General features: G+C 63.0%; 16 protein-coding genes. 6 read left to right on the plus strand and 10 right to left on the minus strand.

Annotation, left to right across the window (positions count from 1 at the left end; genetic code table 11):
- Positions 1-122 precede the first annotated feature (122 nt).
- Positions 123-1556, plus strand: coding sequence for a DNA repair protein RadA (gene radA / locus OS914_RS04380; protein WP_267544831.1), 1434 nt, complete (start codon positions 123-125; stop codon positions 1554-1556).
- Between the two features lie 93 nt (positions 1557-1649).
- The gene (gene disA / locus OS914_RS04385; protein ID WP_267544832.1) at positions 1650-2723 is read left to right on the plus strand and encodes a DNA integrity scanning diadenylate cyclase DisA; all 1074 of its coding nucleotides are present in this window, start codon (positions 1650-1652) and stop codon (positions 2721-2723) included.
- A gap of 33 nt (positions 2724-2756) precedes the next feature.
- Here disA and OS914_RS04390 read toward each other — a convergent pair whose 3' ends face one another.
- A complete protein-coding gene (locus OS914_RS04390; protein WP_267544833.1) occupies positions 2757-3509 on the minus strand; it encodes a hypothetical protein in 753 nt (250 codons plus the stop codon).
- Between the two features lie 139 nt (positions 3510-3648).
- On the opposite strand from OS914_RS04390, the gene OS914_RS04395 reads away from it, so the two are divergent.
- Positions 3649-4674 carry an HhH-GPD family protein gene (locus OS914_RS04395; protein WP_267544834.1) on the plus strand — a complete coding sequence of 342 codons (1026 nt, stop codon included), beginning with the start codon at positions 3649-3651 and terminating at the stop codon, positions 4672-4674.
- Between the two features lie 40 nt (positions 4675-4714).
- Here OS914_RS04395 and dhaM read toward each other — a convergent pair whose 3' ends face one another.
- From dhaM to OS914_RS04440, 9 genes are all read right to left on the minus strand, one after another.
- On the minus strand, positions 4715-5488 hold the full coding sequence (gene dhaM, locus OS914_RS04400; RefSeq protein ID WP_267544835.1) for a dihydroxyacetone kinase phosphoryl donor subunit DhaM: 774 nt from the start codon (positions 5486-5488) through the stop codon (positions 4715-4717).
- Positions 5485-6117: a dihydroxyacetone kinase subunit DhaL gene (dhaL, locus tag OS914_RS04405; protein WP_267544836.1), complete on the minus strand. Its 633-nt coding sequence runs from the start codon at positions 6115-6117 to the stop codon at positions 5485-5487. The genes dhaM and dhaL overlap by 4 nt, the downstream gene beginning before the upstream one ends.
- A gap of 19 nt (positions 6118-6136) precedes the next feature.
- Positions 6137-7138: a dihydroxyacetone kinase subunit DhaK gene (dhaK, locus tag OS914_RS04410; RefSeq protein WP_267544837.1), complete on the minus strand. Its 1002-nt coding sequence runs from the start codon at positions 7136-7138 to the stop codon at positions 6137-6139.
- 211 nt (positions 7139-7349) lie between these two features.
- A complete protein-coding gene (locus tag OS914_RS04415; protein WP_267544887.1) occupies positions 7350-7520 on the minus strand; it encodes a CsbD family protein in 171 nt (56 codons plus the stop codon).
- Positions 7521-7694: 174 nt separating this feature from the next.
- Positions 7695-8828, minus strand: coding sequence for a dienelactone hydrolase family protein (locus OS914_RS18070; RefSeq protein WP_324290618.1), 1134 nt, complete (start codon positions 8826-8828; stop codon positions 7695-7697).
- Between the two features lie 72 nt (positions 8829-8900).
- Positions 8901-9266 (minus strand): hypothetical protein, encoded by a 366-nt coding sequence (locus tag OS914_RS04425; protein ID WP_267544838.1) that lies wholly within the window; start codon positions 9264-9266, stop codon positions 8901-8903.
- On the minus strand, positions 9263-10282 hold the full coding sequence (locus OS914_RS04430; RefSeq protein ID WP_267544839.1) for an SDR family oxidoreductase: 1020 nt from the start codon (positions 10280-10282) through the stop codon (positions 9263-9265). The genes OS914_RS04425 and OS914_RS04430 overlap by 4 nt, the downstream gene beginning before the upstream one ends.
- A complete protein-coding gene (locus OS914_RS04435) occupies positions 10279-10494 on the minus strand; it encodes a hypothetical protein (protein ID WP_267544840.1) in 216 nt (71 codons plus the stop codon). Before OS914_RS04435 ends, OS914_RS04430 begins: the two co-directional genes overlap by 4 nt.
- Before the next feature lie 81 nt (positions 10495-10575).
- A complete protein-coding gene (locus OS914_RS04440) occupies positions 10576-11097 on the minus strand; it encodes an amino-acid N-acetyltransferase (RefSeq protein WP_267544841.1) in 522 nt (173 codons plus the stop codon).
- Between the two features lie 235 nt (positions 11098-11332).
- On the opposite strand from OS914_RS04440, the gene OS914_RS04445 reads away from it, so the two are divergent.
- The 3 genes from OS914_RS04445 to OS914_RS04455 all read left to right on the plus strand — a co-directional run bounded on the left by OS914_RS04445 (position 11333) and on the right by OS914_RS04455 (position 18108).
- Positions 11333-12811: a polysaccharide pyruvyl transferase family protein gene (locus tag OS914_RS04445; RefSeq protein ID WP_267544842.1), complete on the plus strand. Its 1479-nt coding sequence runs from the start codon at positions 11333-11335 to the stop codon at positions 12809-12811.
- A complete protein-coding gene (locus OS914_RS04450; RefSeq protein WP_267544889.1) occupies positions 12811-13848 on the plus strand; it encodes a glycosyltransferase family 2 protein in 1038 nt (345 codons plus the stop codon). Before OS914_RS04445 ends, OS914_RS04450 begins: the two co-directional genes overlap by 1 nt.
- A gap of 342 nt (positions 13849-14190) precedes the next feature.
- Positions 14191-18108: a S8 family serine peptidase gene (locus OS914_RS04455; protein WP_267544843.1), complete on the plus strand. Its 3918-nt coding sequence runs from the start codon at positions 14191-14193 to the stop codon at positions 18106-18108.
- Positions 18109-18316: the final 208 nt, after the last annotated feature.

Below are 18316 nucleotides of genomic sequence, written 5' to 3' on the forward strand. Positions count from 1 at the left end.
GCCCAGGTAACGGGACGGTCCGGGGCACATGAACGGCCGGTGAACAGTTCAGGACCTTCCGTGGACGTTGCCGACGGCCGGCCACATCGGCCCGTGTCGGTGGGCGCCGCTACGCTGGTTTGATGGCAACGAAATCCCTCCGCACCGGGCGGACACCCTCGCAAGGCTACAAATGCTCCGAATGCGGCTGGTCCACGGTCAAGTGGGTGGGCCGCTGCGCAGAGTGCCAGGCCTGGGGAACCGTGGAGGAATCCGGCGTCAGCGTCGGCAGAACGACGGCGGCAACAGCCGTCGTCGTTCCGGCGCTGAAGATTGCAGATGTGGACGCCTCGACGGCTGCATACCTGCCTACCGGCGTTCCTGAACTGGACAGGGTGCTCGGCGGAGGTATGGTTCCCGGTGCCGTGATCCTGCTGGCCGGTGAGCCGGGCGTCGGAAAATCCACCCTGCTGTTGGACGTGGCGGCGAAGTTTGCGCGCAATGAGGATCGGGTGGAGGTCCGTGATGTGCTCTATGTCACCGGTGAAGAATCGGCGGCGCAGGTCAAGCTGCGTGCCAACAGGATCGGCGCTGTTGCCGACACGTTGTATCTGAGCGCGGAAACCGATCTGGGCGCTACCTTGGGCCAGGTGGAGGCGCTAATGCCGAAATTGCTGATTGTCGATTCCGTGCAGACGCTCAGCAGCGCCGCCGTGGACGGCAGCGCAGGCGGCGTCTCGCAGGTGCGGGAGGTTGCCGCTTCCCTCATTGCCGCGGCGAAGCGGCTTAACATGACGACCCTCCTGGTCGGCCATGTCACGAAGGACGGCTCCATCGCCGGTCCGCGCCTGCTGGAGCATCTGGTGGATGTGGTCTGCCAGTTCGACGGCGAGCGCCACTCCCGGCTCCGGTTGGTCCGCGCAATCAAAAACCGTTACGGTCCCACGGACGAGGTTGGCTGTTTTGACCTCACCGAACACGGCATTATTGGCCTCGCCGACCCCAGCGGGTTGTTCGTGTCCCGGACCAAGGATCCTGTTTCCGGTACGTGCATCACCGTCACACTGGAGGGCCGGCGTCCTTTGCTGGCCGAAGTGCAGTCCCTGCTGGCGGCCAGTTCCACCTCGCAGCCCCGCCGTTCCGCCACTGGTCTTGATTCGTCCCGGGTTTCCATGCTGCTTGCCGTGCTCCAGCAGCGCGGCGGTGCCGATCTGACCGGCGAGGACAGCTACGTCGCCACCGTGGGCGGGGTGAAGCTGACCGAACCGGCCATGGACCTGGCGATTGTGCTCGCAGTGGCCTCGGCCAAGGCCAAGGTCGCCATTCCCAACCGGCTCATCGCGTTCGGCGAGGTGGGACTGGCGGGCGAGGTCCGCCCGGTCCCGGGTATCAGCCAGCGTATTCACGAGGCTCACCGCCTCGGTTTCACGCACGCCATCGTGCCCGCCAGCCCGAAGGGTGCCGGGACAGTACCCAAAGGATTCTCGGTCCGGGAGGTCCATCATCTGGCCGAAGCAATGCACCTGCTCTTCCGCGACGCCGCCAAGGAGCGTCCGGCGCAACCGTTGCCGGAATGACCAGCCGCTGTGATCCGAAGCGCCGAATTCTACTATTATTGGCGTAGTGACTAACGCGGACGTACCCGCGCGCACCGTGGAAGGAAAAAGGCGATGGCCCGGAGCCCCGAAGAAGCCCTCAAGGCCACGCTGGCCCGGGTTGCGCCCGGAACTCCGCTGCGAGACGGCCTGGAGCGGATCCTGCGCGGACGAACGGGCGCACTAATAGTCCTCGGTTCCGACCGCACCATCGACCCACTGTGTTCCGGCGGTTTCGACATAGGCATCGAATTCTCGCCGACCCGGCTGCGCGAGCTGGCGAAGATGGATGGCGCCATTACCTGCGACAAGGATGCGAACAGGATCCTGCGGGCTGCCGTGCAGCTTGTTCCGGATCCCAGCATTGAGACGCAGGAATCGGGCACCCGGCACCGCACCGCCGAACGGGTGGCCAAACAGACCGGCGTCCCGGTCATTTCGGTCAGCCAATCCATGCAGATCATCGCCCTCTACGTGCACGACCTGCGCTACGTGCTTGAGGGCTCCGAAAAAGTGCTTGCCCGGGCCAATCAGGCGCTGGCAACGCTGGAGCGCTACCGGTCCCGGTTGGACCAGGTCACCAGCTCGCTTTCCGCCCTGGAAATAGAAGCCATGGTGACGGTCCGGGACGTTGCGGTCACCCTGCAGCGGCACGAAATGGTGCGGCGCATCTCAGAAGAAATTGCCCAGTATGTGCTGGAACTGGGCGTGGACGGCCGGCTGCTGTCTCTACAACTCGACGAGCTGACGGTTGGGCGTGGCCCAGGCAGCGAAATGGTCATCCGCGACTATTCCGCTTCCCGAACGTCGGCCGAAATTGACGCTGCCGTCGCAGCGCTGGAGGGAATTGGCCCCACCGAGCTGATCGATCTGAGCCGGATTGCGAACATAGTCGGCCTCACCACCGGTCCGGAATCCCTGGAGGCAATAATCGGACCCCGCGGCTACCGGCTCGTGTCCGGGCTCAAGGCCGTGCCGAGGGCAGTGGCGGATAGACTGGTGGATCACTTCGGCGGTTTGCAGAACCTGATGGCGGCCACCATTGATGAACTTATGGTGGTGGACGGAATCGGCGAACAACGCGCCAGAACGGTTCGTGAAGGCCTGTCCCGGATCGCCGAGGCAAGTCTGCTGGACCGGTTCCTGTAAAGACCGCCGTTTCCGGCGTGGGCGCGGTTACGCTTACTGCAGCTCGAAGGAGACTTTAGGGCTGGTCCACGGCCCCAGGGTAGCTGCCAGCGAATAGTAGGCTCCACCGGCTCCCGGCGTGGCGGCGACGGTGGTACACCCGGCAGCCGAACGAATCCGTTTCCACGGGAAGTTTGCCACTTCGGAAGCGCCCGGCGCTATCGTCTTAATAAGGTCCGTGCCGCCCTCCTGGCAGTCTCTGGAGGAAAAAATCCTGTCAGCTCCGCTGCTGATCACGAATTCCATTTGATTGGTGCCAACGTTGACCGTGCACGGCGATTTGGACAGATTCGTCACTCTGAGCGTCAGCACTGGGTCCTGACCTGCTGCGTAGACCGCGGCATCCGTGCTTGCGGTGACAGAGACCGCGTCTGTCCCGCATGCGGGGACGGCCGCCTGCGTCGGGCTCGCGCTGCCGGCGGATTCCGTGCTGGTTGCATCCGAGGACGCCGTCGCCCCCGTTTCAGAGGTTTGCGTCCCTGCCGTCGGCGGTGCTGGAGCCTGCCGTGAGATGCTGCTGCCGGCACTGGACGATGACGCTGCTGCACTGGGGTGGTCCCCGCGCGGGCGCAGATAGGAGACCGCCGCAATCGCTGCGACAACGATCACGATCAGGACAAGTAGCGCGGCAGCTACCGCGGCCCGGCGGCGGCGGAAAATCACCCGCGGGGATGGGCGGGCAGAGGAGGCACCGGCAGTTCCACGTCCGCGCCCGGTGTCACCGCGCCCGTTACCCTTCCCAGCCATTCCTCCACTGTATGTTCCCTCGTCCCTGCAGCCTTGTCACCACGCCGCAGCTCTCCGGAGTGCGGCACGGGGAAGCCGGCGGACGGCAACAGCCGCACGCGCCCGTTAGCATTATTCCGGCATCGGTTATGGTTTTCGTTTGTTATTGCTTGAGGATGTTCAGTTGCACGAAGAAATCATCAATTGGTTCGCTTCCCATGCCCGGGACCTGCCCTGGCGGGACCCCGACTGCTCCGCGTGGGGTGTTTTGGTCAGCGAGGTCATGCTGCAGCAGACTCCAGTGACGCGCGTGCTGCCGGTCTGGAAGGACTGGCTGCTCCGCTGGCCGGACCCTGCCGCCTTGGCACAGTCTCCCTCCGGCGAGGCGGTCCGTGCCTGGGGCCGGCTGGGCTATCCCCGCCGGGCGCTGCGGCTGCATGCGGCCGCGGCACTCATGGCCCTGGAACACGACGGCGAGGTACCCGGCTCGTACAACGAACTGCTGAGTTTACCGGGAGTCGGCAGCTACACCGCTGCCGCCGTCGCCGCATTTGCCTTCGGCCGCCGGGAAACCGTGGTGGATACCAATATCCGCAGGGTGCACGCCCGCCTGATAGCCGGGACGGCGCTGCCGGCACCTGCTCTGAACGCTGCAGAGATTCGGCTTGCGGAGCAATTGCTCCCGGCAGAACCGGGGCAGTCGGTGCGGTGGAACGCTGCGGTGATGGAACTCGGGGCGCTGATCTGCACGGCCCGCTCACCCAAATGCGGCCAATGCCCCGTCCGGGAGAAATGCGCCTGGCTGGCTGCCGGCGGGCCCGCACCTACGTATCAGCCGAAAGGGCAGGCCTGGGCCGGCACGGACCGGCAGGTGCGCGGGGCCGTGATGGCGGTACTGCGCGCCGCCGGGCCCGGGCTGCAACGCGGGCTGCTCTTCTCCCCCGCAGCGGCACTGAGCGCGGCACCCGCACCGGACCCCGCCCAGGCGCACGATTCCGGGGCCTCTGGTTCCCGTGCTGTGGAGGCTTCCGGTCTGACGCCTACCGAACCTCCTGTAGCCACAGAACTGGCGCGGCTCTATCGGCTCAACGCCGAAGAAAGCCAACTGGAACGCGTCATTACGGGGCTATTGCGCGATGGACTTGCGCAAGCCACTGGCGGCGGTGGCATTGCCCTTCCTGCTTAGAAACTTCGTTGCCGCGCCTTCCGGTTGCCGCGGGCAACCGTTATAACTCCCCGAAGCCGTTTTCGATCTCAGAGCGCACCAGCTTCACGGCCTGCTGCGCGTCGGCGCCCGTGGCGCTCACGCACAGGGTCGTGCCGCACCCCGCGCCGAGCGTCATCAACATCATCACCGATTTCCCATCCACCCCATTGATGTCTATCTCCACGTCCATCGCACCGAGTGCCCCGGCAAGGGTGGCGGCTGGCCGGGCGTGCAGGCCCATTGGATTGATCAGCTCCAGCTCGGCGGTCACCGCATCAGCGTCCGGCCCTCTGGTTTCCGCGGGACTTGCCTTCTCGGGGAGGAGACCGGAGACGGCGGACGCCGTCGGATCCGGCTCAGGGTCCGGGTCCGGCTCCGGCTCAGGGTCTTGGCCCGACGACATTGAAGGCTGCCAAGCCTCTTCGGCAGCCCTGCGGACCGTATCCAAATCCTTGCCGGATTGCGCCGCAACTGCGGCGGCAACGGCGCCTTCAACCAGCGGCGCGTCCGCCAGCAGCGTGGTCGCCGGACTGCCGATGATTTCCAGCGCCGATTCGGCGATCATCACGGCGGAACCAAGATCGGTCAGCACCAGGACACCTTCGCCGGATTCAGCAGCGTTCAGAGCATCCATGATTTTCTCCAGCGAGGTGCCGAGCACGGTTTCCCCGGCCGCATCCATGGTCCCGCCTGCCGCAATAATTTTCACCGCCGGAGCCATTTGGGCTGCCAATTCAACGACGCCGGCCGCCAACTTCTCGCTATGCGAAACGATCACCAAGCCGACGCTCATGCGGCCTCCGCGGCGGCGCGCAGAATCAGAGCAGAAGACGCGGCCCCCGGATCACGATGCCCGGCGCTACGCTCCCCCAGATAGCTGGCCCGGCCCTTCCGCGCTATCAGCGGATCCGTGGCCACGGCTCCCGTTTCCGCGGCGGCTGCGGCAGCGGCCAGCACCGCCGTCACGTCCGCTCCGGCGGCCACTGCGGAATTGGCGGCATCGACGGCCGGCGTCCACGCATCGATCATTGTCTTGTCGCCCGGCTCCGCCTTGCCACGCAGAACAACGCCGTCACGGGCGGCTGTCAGCGCACCGGCGAGCAGCACCGGATCCAGCTCCATTGCATCGCCGACGGCGGTCGCCGCCCGCAGGAAAGCGGTACCGTACAGCGGACCCGCCGCGCCCCCCACCGTGGACATCAGGGTCATTGCCGCGAGCTTGAATGCCGCCCCTGGTGTTTCCGGGGCATCCAGGCGCAGCTTGGCCGCAACGGCGCTGAAGCCACGGTCCAGGTTTTCCCCGTGATCTCCATCGCCGATGGCTCGATCCAATTCACTCAATGCCACGCGGTGTTCGGCCACGGCCTCCGTGGCGCCCTGGAGCCATGCAATGGCCCATTCGGTGTCCAGTGTTGTCCTCATGCGCGGCGCTCCCTAATCCTCAGATGCCCCATCGCAGGGCGGCGGTGTTGACGGGGGCGTCCCACAACGCAGTGAGCTCGTCGTCCAGGCGGAGCACCGAGATGGAGCATCCCTGCATCTCCAACGCCGTGATGTAGTTCCCTACCAGTGAGCGCTCAATGATCATGCCCGCCTCGTCGAGGATGGCGGCTGCGTGCCGGTAGACAATGTACAGCTCGCTCAGCGGCGTTCCACCCATGCCGTTGACAAAAAGCAACACCTTTTCCCCCGAACGCAGCTGAAGGTCGGCCAGCACCGGCTCCAGTAGGCGCTCGGTAATGGAGTCCGCGCTCTCCATCGCGATCCGGTGCCGTCCGGGTTCGCCGTGGATGCCGATCCCTATCTCCACTTCGCTGTCCGCCAGCTCAAAGCTGGGGACTCCGGCGTGCGGTACGGTGCAGGCGGCCAACGCCACTCCCATGGTGCGCACATTCGCGTTCACCCGTCGGCCGATTTCCGTGACCGCATCCAGGTCGTCACCACGCTCGGCCGCGGCCCCGGCGATCTTCTCCACCAGCACCGTGCCGCCGACGCCACGGCGGCCGGCGGTGTACAGCGAGTCCTCAACAGCTACATCATCATTGACCAGAACGGTGCGCACCTGCACGCCCTCTGCCTCGGCCAGCTCCGCTGCCATCTCGAAGTTGAGCACGTCGCCGGTGTAATTCTTCACAATATGGACGACGCCGGCTCCAGAACTGACAGCAAGCGTTGCGGGCAGTATCTGGTCCGGTGTCGGTGAGGTGAACACCGCGCCGGGGACCGCGGCGTCCAGCATCCCGATCCCAACGTACCCGGCATGCAGTGGCTCATGACCGCTGCCGCCGCCGGAGAGCAGTCCCACTTTCCCGGGCACCGGCGCGGTCCTGCGGATGACAAACAGCGGGTCCGTGTTGACTTTGACCAGATTGGGATGGGCCAGGCCGAAGCCCTGCACGGATTCGTCGACCACGGACTTAGGGTCGTTGATGAGCTTCTTCACTGCGGACTCCTCACAGGCTTCGTCTCGGGCGCCTGCGACCGGCGCCCTGCTTGAACCCTACCTGCCGCTTTATGCCTTGGATAGGGCAGCAAAAGCGGCGGCGGACCCCCTGTGGGATCCGCCGCCGTCGAACTTACCATTACAGTGGCGCGGTGCTCCTCCGGTTTCTTCGCAACCGATTTTTTGCGCCGCACCAATGCAAGGCTGAGGCCTATTTGAAGGTGTCCTTGACGTTCTCGCCGACCTTTTTGGCGTCCGCGCTGACCTGATCCTTCATGCCATCGGCCTTGAGATCGTCATTATTGGTCGCATCTCCGGTGGTCTCTTTCGCCTTACCCATCAAGTGCTCTGCCTCGTTCTTGATCTTGTCACCCAGTCCCATTAACGTGCTCACTTTCGTTGTAGACAATGACGGATCCGCGGACGGATCCGTTGTGCCGAGTGCGACACCAAGCTCGTTTATTCTAAGCACGTAGGGGTAAAAAAAGCTAAGCAAGCGAGCTATTTTTGCGCCGTTTCCTCGTCACTGCTGAGGGAGGACGGCACCCCCGTCCCATCAGTTTTCCGTCTCGTGCTTGAGCTGTTGGCCGAAGAAGTCCTCGATTCGCTGCCAGGCATCGGCTGCGGCCTCCGGGTCCGGGCCCGCCCCGGTAATCAGTTTGAGCACCGGTCGCAGCAGCGTGGGGCCGGTGGGTGAATCGTTGAGGAAGGCATGCCCGGCATGGGGATAAATTTTGACATCGTGGGTGATGGAATGCTGCTTCAGCGCCGCCTCCAGCCGGGGGACGGATCTGGTCAGCAGAGGATCCCTGCCGCCATAGCTGGCCACTATCGGGCAGGCGCCCTCGAGCACCTGGGAGACGTCATTGGGGATCATCCCGTAGTTCACGGATGCGGCCCCAAATCCACGTGCGGCCGAGGCGAGCGCGAATCCGCCGCCCATGCAGAATCCGAGCACGCCAGCCGCCCCGGTGCAGTCCGCCCGGTCCAGTAGCAACCTGCGCGCGGCTTCAATATCCGCAAAGGCGCGGCCCTTGCCCGACTTCAGTGCCCGGAAGGTCGCGCTCAGGCAGCGCCGCGGGCCTCCGGCGCTGAACAGATCCGGCATCAAAACCAGGTAGCCGGCCGCGGCCATCCGCGCGACCTGGCGCAGCATGACGGCATCAATGGCGAACGCTTCGTGGAGCATTACTACGGCCGGCCATGGCCCGTGCCCCGGAGGTGTTGCCAGGTAACCGCGCAGTTGCGGGCTCTGCTCCGCCAGCAGCGAGGGGATGACTATCCGGCGAACGCCGGGCGGTAGTGCGGGAGGTCCGCCCTGCCCGTGTTGGGTCGGTGTGCCGGAGCGAGTAGCAGGTCCGGCGCCCAGTGCATGGCCAGCCTCGAGGGCCCCGGCATTGCTGACCGGTTGCGAGCCGGCAATCCTGCGGGCGGCCTCTTCCATCGCTTCACGGCTCACGACGTAGGGGGTCCCTACGGATGCATCCCTGGCCACCGTGGCCAGCCAAATATCGGGTGCGGTGGGGGCACCCCGGCGGGCGAACGCGTCCCGCAACATTGCACTGATCTCCTCCGGCGTGTGGCCATCGGCACGCGCCGTCACATCCAGAATGGCCAGCTGCCGGGCGACATTGTTTTGGGCTTCACTGTTCGGGGATTCCTGAGCGTTGGAATCCTGGGCGTTTTCCATCGGTCCTTCTTTCCTGCCGTCACGTTGTCCTACCGTCTGCTGTCCTCAGATTAGGCCTGTTCGGGCGCGAATTCACCCCTTAGACCGGCCGGCCCGCCATTCGCCAGCAGCAAAGACTCCGGCGACGACGGCGTCCGTGAGGGCCGCGCGTCTGCGCTTGGCATCTGCTGCAGCGAGCAGCACCATGCTGGCGGCATGAAGTGCATCCACGGCCGAACCTAACCGGTGGGCGGCAGAGGCTCTCGGGGACCCCGGAGGGGCAGAGCCTTGAACGACTGAAACCACTGCGGCCTGCAGCAGGTGCCGGGCACCGAGCACCCTGACCACCGCGGTTGCTCGCCCATCCAGCTGCAGCCCGGCCACGCGCTCTGACAGCAGGTTCGGAGCGACCAACTGCACCGTGCCGTAACCGGCCCGGGAAAGTTCCAGGCCCCTCATGGTCGCTTCCCCCGGCCCATCGCGGCTACCGTGGCTGCTGCTGTGGCGACCGTTCCGGCCACGGCATACAACAGTCCATGATGCTGCGACGCCCACAGCTGAAGGCTCCACTTGGCCGAGCGCTTGTCGAACACACCATGGGTTCCGAAATCCCGGTCCTGGTCCGCCGGCTCCCATAGATTGATTGGCTGGTCCGGGTCCTTAGGTTGGGATGTTTGCTGGGAGCTGAAGCCTGTACGTCCCAGATACCTGTCCAAGACACCGGGGGCGACGGCGTTGATGATTAGCGTTCCTGCCGTGCTGGCACCGACCCAATATTCGCGCCGTCGCGGATGCGCAGCAGCGTAGAGCACACCCCGCGCCGCCACCTCCGGTTGGTAGATCGGCGGCACCGGCTGGGCCTTGCGCGGCAGCCGGGACAGCACCCAGCTGAACTGCGGTGTGTTGACGGCAGGCATTTGGACCATGGTGTTTCGGATCGGACTCTTCTCATGGAGCAGCTCGCAGCGCAGCGCCTCGTTGAAGCCCTGAATGGCATGTTTCGCGCCACAGTACGCGGACTGCAGGGGGATGCCGCGATAGGCCAGCGCGGAGCCGACCTGCACGATTGTGCCCCGCCGCCGGGGCTTCATAAGCTTCAGCGCAATCATGGTGCCGTACACGTAACCGAGGTAGCTGACCTCGGTTACGCGCTTGAACTCGTCAGGTTTGATCTCGGCCAGCGGGGCAAAAACCGAGGTGAAGGCGACGTTGACCCAAATGTCGATTGGGCCCAGTTCGTCTTCCACCCGCGCCGCGGCCGCCTCGAGATCGTCAAATTTGGAGGTGTCCACGGAGATCGTGAGCGCGCGGCCGCCTGCCGCTTCAACCTCTTTTGCCGCCCCCGCAAGCCCCTGCTCGCCGCGGGCCAGTAGCGCTACGTGAGCACCAGCTCCACCAAAAGCGATCGCCGTCGCCCTTCCGATGCCGCCGCTCGCGCCGGTGACTACCACAACCTTGTTCAGCATGTTTATCATTTGGGCTCCTTTTCGGGTGGGCCGGCCAAAGGTCGGGATGCTTGAGGCATCGCGGCGTTAATGCGGGCCTGCGGGACTTTCCCGCACAATTCTCGCCTGTCGGTGTCGTATTTCTCGGTGAATTCCGAGCATTCGATCCACGGGTCCGCGACGGCTATGGTGTCCATGCGGAGGACCTGGGCTGACAACGCCTTAACCGAACTAATCAGCATACTGGCGAGTCTAGGAGCACCCGCTCCGAGGTTGCAATGAAAATCCCGGGAAGAAGCTGGACGTGGTCCAGAGTGGCGGGGCTACAGTCTGCGAATCATCCTGGTGTTGCCGAGGGTATTTGGCTTGACCCGCGCCAGGTCAAGGAACTCGGCGACGCCCTCATCGTGCGAATGCAGCAGCTCCTGATAAATGATCGGGTCCACGGCTTCCTGCTCTGCCATCACCGTGAAGCCGTGCCGGATAAAGAAGTCCACCTCGAAGGTAAGGCAGAAGACGCGGCTGACGCCCAGTAGCCGCGCCTCGTTCAGTAGCTGTTCCGTCAGGTCATGCCCGACGCCGTGTCCCCGCCAGGCGCCAGAAGTCGCCAACGTACGGATTTCGGCCAGATCCTCCCACATGACGTGCAGTGCACCGCAGCCAATGATCTCGCCGTCGCATTCCGCGATCCGGAACTCCTGCAGCGACTCGTAGTATGCCACCGTTTCCTTTGCCACCAGGATCTGCTGTTCCGCCAGCGGTGCCACCAAGGCCTTGATCGCCCTGACATCGGCGGTGCGGGCGGGGCGGATCCTTATAGCAGAGGCATTTACTGGCGCGGTCACCCAGCAATCCTACTGCCCATCGGTAGGCGGACTCCTGCGCGAGGTCGATTTCGCCGTGGATCCGGAGGTACCTGCTGGTTACGTTGTGCGGACCTGGACGACATAGGCAACGGCGCAGACCGGCGCTACTCGCTGACATGAAACCTAGCGGTTAAGCTGGTGAGGTTCACTTCTGGCGTTTGATGGAAGACGGTGAATCGCGAAGCGCATATTAATCCATTTCAAAAGGAATTTCATGAGGGTCGCTCTCTTAGCTGATGTAGGCCAGTCCGTGTATCACGTTGGGGATGAAGCGATAGCCCACGCTGCCACAAATGAGCTGCGAAGCCGCGGGATTGATGAATTAGTACTTCTCTCCCGTGACCCTGCGCAGACCCGGACTATACACGGCACGGACTCCGCCAAGACCGTCGAATTCCCTTGGGAGCCGCTGGGCCGGGAAAAGTATTTGGATCAAATTTTCCAGGTTCTGGGCGGTGAAACAGAAGCGCTGCCGGCGGATGACCAGTTCTGGGAACTGTTCCGCGTCGTCCAAACCTGTGATGCGGTCCTTATCGCCGGCGGCGGGAACATGAACTCGACCTACGGCTGGCTGCTTTATGAACGGGCGGCTGTCGCAGCCATCGCCAACCACTTGGGGAAACCTTTAGTAATCTCCGGGCAGACTTTCGGGCCCGTTCTCACCGTAAAGGATGCAGCCACTTTGGCCTGTCTGCTTGAATCCGCAGACTTAGTGGGAGCCCGGGAAAGTCAGTCCCGGCAATTGGCCCTGGACCTGGGGGTACCTGAGCTCAAGCTCTCAGCAGGGCTCGACGACGCGGCCTTCCTTGCCGCCGGTGTGTCGGGTACGCCAGCGGATACCGATTCGTACATCGGCGTTTCGTTCTCCCCCGCGAAAGGCGGGCTGGCAGAAGACGAGTTTTACCGTGCGGTCGGCGCAGTACTGGACGAGATCGCCGAGGTGTCAGGACTGGGCATCGTTTTTATCCCGCATATGGACTCACCCACCCTTCGGAACCAAGACCTGCACGCGCATGAACAGGTCGCAGCAACCATGACCACGACGAATCTGACCCTGCTCGAGGTCCTCCCATTCGAGGAAACTGCCGCGATGACCGCTGGAGCCAGCATGGTTATAACGTCGCGTTACCACCCGGCAGTCTTTGCCACAGGAGCCGGTGTTCCCGCCGTCGCCCTGAGTGCTGATCATTATTCCGACATCAGGCTTTCCGGCGCCCTGGGCAATTGGGGACTCGGGTCTTTTAACCTCCCCCTCACGTCCTTACTCACGAGCAGCTTTCGGGAAGCGGTTCTGGCCGCATGGGCCCAACGATCGGAAATACAAGCTCACCTCCGTAACCTCCGGAGGGGGAGGGTTCGGGAGTCACAAGCCTGGTGGGACGCCGTCGCCCTGTCGCTGAAAGGCCAAGCACAGCCGGCGCCACCGAACCTCAGCCCAGCTCCAGAGTATGCATCCCATGGCCCGTGGACCACGGAGGCAGCTGCCGTGCGGAAGGCCTTGGGTCAGGTTCAGCTGCGGGCAGCCGTTGCGGAATTGGAGCTACATCGCGAACGGGACGTGTGCCACGTCCTGGCGGGCGACAGAGACAGCATCCGCCATGAATTGGATGAGTTAGCCGGCTCCAAGGCTTTCCGAGTTGCTTCGATCGCGTGGCGTGTAACCGGGATGTTGAAGCGGGTGCGGGCCAAGTGATGGTAATCCGGCCGGACAACGACGCGGCGGCAATGAGGGACGTTCCCGCGGCAACAGTTGCGATCATCATGCGGACGAAGAACCGCACCTTGCTGCTGGAGCGGGGAATTCAGGATGTCCTTAACCAGACTTACACCGACTGGGTCCTGTTAATCGTCAACGATGGCGGTCCGGCCCGCCCTGTGAACAGCCTTGTCGCCAAGCACGCGGGCGAGGGGAAAGCACGCATCCAGGTAATACACAACCCCTCATCCCTGGGAATGGAGGCAGCGTCGAACCTGGGAATCCGGGCGACGAATTCTACCTACCTTGCCATCCACGACGATGACGACCAGTGGCGGCCAGACTTCCTACAGTCAACAGTTGACTGCCTTGAAGCCTCCGGCGAGGAAGGGGTAATGGTTCGGACGGACATCGTCTACGAACGGATTGTCGGAAGCCAGATCGAAGTTGTGGGCCGTGAACCGTTTGCGGCGGATATCACCGAAATAACGCTTTTCGATCTCCTCCGCCATAACCGCGGGGTACCGATCTCTTTCCTCTACCGACGGTCCGTCCATGACCAGATCGGCTACTACGATGAATCCCTCCCCGTCGTGGGCGATTGGGAATTTCACCTGCGATTCGCTGCCTGCTTCAGCATCAGCTTTATTGACGGTGCGGCCCGCGCCTACTGGAACCAACGCCGTGACGCCACCGGCGACATGGGCAACAGCTTCATCGCCCGAAGCGACGACCACCGAAAATACGATCTTAAGGTGCGGGAGCAGTATCTGAAAAACTATGTGGAAACCCACGGCGTCGGTGCCCTGCTCTACCTCACCAAACTTCAGGACCGCCAAACCCATGAATTCAACCTGCGCTCAGACCAGATTGAGCGCAAACTGCAGGAACTACTCGACGCGGTCAACACTGCCAGTGCCGGCTTAGCCCGTCTAGAAGCCCGTCACAACGATCCACATCACATCGGTGTCCTCCGCCGCCACTATCACCAATTCAAAAAACTAATAACAACGAAAAACCGCACCGCAGAGTAATCTGTGCCACCTAGGCCAACCCTTGGCAGACGCGCAGCATGCCGGACCGGTGGCGGGGCAGATGATCTTTAGGATGCGGACAAGGTAGAGCGGAGCCGCACAAAGCACGGACTCCTGTAAATAGGCTGGTAAATATCTGCTGAAAGACTTTACATGTCGGTCATTACACATAAGGGTAGAAGCAGTGGCCGCTTCTCCTTTTTTTTGGGGGGGGTCTGCCACCGGGGGCCCGAGTATCCGCTCGGTTAATCCTGACTTCACCGTATAGCCGCGGCGCCTGGGGGCAGCACTAACCTCATGCACGGCTCAGCACCGCCGTGGCGATCCTGCATGAGGAGTTCGATGAGCAAGCAATCACGACGAGCCAGATCACAATTTCTGGCCGTCCTTACCGGAGTGGCCATCGTCGCAACCATGGGCAACGCAGCCATGGCCGACGATGCCAAACCACCCAGCAATCTGGCCGCGGGGATTTCCGGCCAGAAAGCACCAGTCCAGCTGAAGCCGGTCCAAAAAATTGGCGGAACGCTCGGTTCCGCTTCCGGACCGGTTTCCGTCTACGTCCAGTTCAAGGGCCAAGGAGCTTTCGCCGCCACTCAGCCGCAGCAGGTTAAGGACGGTACGCAGGCGCCGGTGGACAAGTCAGCGCAGGTCAAAGAGCTCCGCGCCGGCATCGAGGCCACGGCACAATCTGTCGCAGGCGAAGCATCGGCCCAACAGATCTACACCACCACCAATACGCTTCCTGGTGTGGCCATCATTGGCGACGCTGCCAAGGTCCGGGCCTTGGCCAACCGGAGCGACGTCGTAAAGATTACTCCGATCGTGTCGAAGTCCTACGAGAACAAGGGCACCGACATCGACACCAAGGCTCTCGACGCCTGGGTCTCCAAGCACCAGACCGGAGAGGGCGCAACGATCGCTGTACTTGACACCGGACTGGATTACACGCACGCCGATTTCGGCGGCCCCGGAACTGAAGCAGCCTTCGCCGCTGCCAAGGCGATGACAGATCTGCCCCCTGCCAGTTCGGGGCTGTACGATCCGGCCAAGTTCGCCGGCGGTTGGGACCTCGTCGGCGACGACTACAATGCTGCATCACCAGACCCTGCAATGCACGTACCGCATCCGGACAGCAACCCGCTGGACTGCGGCGGACACGGTAGCCATGTGGCCGGCACTGCCGCCGGATACGGGCTCAATGCTGACGGCAGCACCTTCACCGGGGATTACAGCAAGCTGACGGCGGCTGATGTCAACTCGATGAAGATCGGCCCCGGCTCAGCACCGAAGGCCAAACTCGTAGCTCTGCGCGTCTTTGGCTGTGAAGGCAGCTCGGACGTCGTCGGCCTCGCCTTGGACAAGGTGCTGGACCCCAACGGGGACGGTAACTTCAGCGACCGCGCCAATGTGGTCAATATGTCCCTAGGCTCCGACTACTCCCCCACCGACGACCCGGAAAATGACATTGTCGATGCCCTCACCGGCCTCGGTGTACTCTCCGTGGTGGCGTCCGGAAATGCCGGCGATTTCTATGACATCGGGGGTTCCCCGGGCAATGCAAAATCCTCACTGACCGTCGCCAACAGTGTCGGCTCCCAGGCCGCTGTGGACCGGATCGATGTACTTGCACCCGCAGACAAGGTCGGTTCGGTTGCCGGTCAATATTCGGCCAGCTTCAACTACTCGGATCCTTTGGTGACACCGGCCACGCTCAAGGGCACGGTCCAGTTTGCACCGGATTCGAACAACACCGGATGTGCGTCTTTCACCCCGGCCGAGGCTGCCACCTTCGGCGGCAAATGGGTGATGCTCAGCTGGGATGACAACGATGCTACCCGTGTCTGCGGCTCCAAGGCCCGGTTCGACAATGCCGAGAAGGCCGGCGCCAAAGGCGTCGTTTTCACCTCCCAGCGCACCGTCTTCGAAGCCGGGATTGCCGGCAACTCGACGATCCCGGGTGTTCAGTTCAACAAGGCAGCAACAGATTCGTTGACACCCGCCGCCAAGGCAGGAACTCTGCAGATCCAGCTGGACGAGGCATTCAAGGGTGCTGCCGCTGCAGCCACTAATGCCCTCGATACGCTCAATTCCAGCTCCTCCCGCGGAGTCCACGGTTCCAATGGCATCGTCAAGCCCGACGTTGCAGCCCCAGGGACCTCGATTGGCTCTGTTGGTGTTGGTTCCGGTAATGGAATCGCCGTTATGAGCGGAACGTCGATGGCTACCCCGCATGTGGCCGGCATCGCCGCCCTGTTGTACGCAACGGGCAAGATGACGCCCTACCAGGTCAAGAGCACCATCATGAACACCGCCAACGTGGACATCATGACCGGTGATCTGGCGTACGGGCCGAACCGGGTAGGTTCCGGCCGGGTCAATGCCTTGGACGCCGTCAGCGACAGTGTTTTGGCGTATGCCACCGATGATCCGGCGCTCACCAGCGTGGACTTCGGCGTCGTGGAGGTGGCCGACAAGGCGGTCTCCGTGACAAAGAAGATCACCGTCGAAAACCGCAGCAATACAGCGCAGACGTTTGATGCGTCCTACCTTCCTGCTACGCAGATGCCTGGCGTTGCCTACAGCGTCTCTCCGGCTTCCCTCGTGGTTCCGGCGAACTCCTCGGCGGCCCAGGTTTCCGTCACTATGACGGTGGCTGATCCCTCCAAGCTGGCAAAGTCGCTGGATCCCACGATGTCCACGACTCAGTTGGGCGTTCCCCGCACGTTCCTTGCGGATGCCTCCGGCCGGGTACAGCTGAAGTCGGATTCTTCACCCACGCTGCGGGTTCCTGTCTATGCAGCCCCGAAACCCGTCTCCACCATGACCGCCGGCCCGAAGATCACTTTCAACCCTTCGGACAACACGGCAGCTGCCACCCTCGCGGGCCGCGGCATCATGCAGGGCACAGGGACACAGCAGTTCGTGTCCATCGCGGCTCCCTTCGAACTCGGCGCAAGCAGCGAGCGTAAGGCAGACAACCCGGTCGCTACGATCACTAACAGGTCGATGGATCTGCAGTACGTCGGCGCATCCTCGACTGTGCCAGCCTTGCTGAAATCCGGCGGTGACGTTGCTAACGGCATGATCAACTTCGGCGTCAGCACCTGGGGAAATTGGCCGGCGTTGCTGGCGGCCAGCCAGATCAGCGTCGAAATCGATACAAACGGCGACGGGCAAGCCGATTTCCAGACGTACACTACGGTGGCAAAAGGTTACGACGGCATCCTCGTGGTCACCGACAAACGAGCTGCCGATGGCACCTGGGAGACCGTGGACCAGGAGTTCGCGAACGGCGTGCTGGGTAATACCGATACCAACACCTACGACACCAACACCATCGTGTTGCCGGTGCTTGCCTCAGCCCTCGGAGTGGATGTGAAGAAGCCGGTACCGTTCACCTATAAGGTGGTCACCTCCAGCGCCTACAGCATCGACAACACGGGCGCGAATGTGCCGGTGGACCAGACCGCGGCGATCTCCTACAACCCGGTCACGCCCAACCTGTGGTTCGAAGGCGGTGCCCCCGATTCGCTGTTCGTTGATGCTAACGCAGCACAGCTGACCGTGCACCGTGCCTCTAAGGTTGTTAAGTCGCAGGCGTTATTCCTGCACCTGCACAATGCAACCGGGCAGAAGGCTGAGGTCGTTCCGACCGAGAACGGGCAGCTCCGCTTCAGCGATGTACCGAGAACGAAGTTCGAGGCGGACATCAACTGGATGGCTGACAAGGGCCTGACCACCGGATACCCGGACGGCACCTACCGGCCCTACGAGACGATGAACCGAGACGCCATGGCGGCGTTCCTCTACCGCCTGGCTGGTTCACCGGCGTATTCCGCCCCCGCGGAATCGCCCTTCAAGGACATCAACTCCAATACGCAGTACTACAAGGAAATGTCCTGGATGGCTGCGGAGAAATTGTCCATGGGCTATGACGACGGTTCCTACCGTCCACTGGCTCCGGTCAACCGTGATGCGATGGCCGCTTTCCTGAAGCGATTCGCCGGGGACTACTGCATGATCCCGGCTGCCAAGGACTACAAGGCCCCGGCAACCTCCGCGTTCAAGGATGTCGCCACGAACAATCAGTTCTACAAGGAGATCTCCTGGATGGGCGAGACCAAAATCTCCACCGGCTACCCGGATGGAAGCTACCACCCGGTGGAAGCCAACACCCGTGAGGCGATGGCCGCCTTCATCCACCGTCTGGACACCTATGAAGGTGCCAACGGCGGCTGTAACCCCGTAGCCCCGTAACGAGGCTGGGGATACACAACAAATAGCGAGCAACTGAGGTGGCCCGGAAGCGTTCCGGGCCACCTCTCTTGCGTCCGGGCAGTGGGCGCTCGGCGGCTCAGCCATCTCCGGATCCATCGGTCCGCCCCGGTACGCAAACCCACAGGGCCACTACAAAAAAGGTGAGTGTGGCGATCTGCCCCCAACAACCCTCGTTGTAGGGGCAGAT

Source organism: Arthrobacter endolithicus (assembly GCF_026627425.1).
Taxonomy (GTDB): Bacteria; Actinomycetota; Actinomycetes; order Actinomycetales; family Micrococcaceae; genus Arthrobacter_M.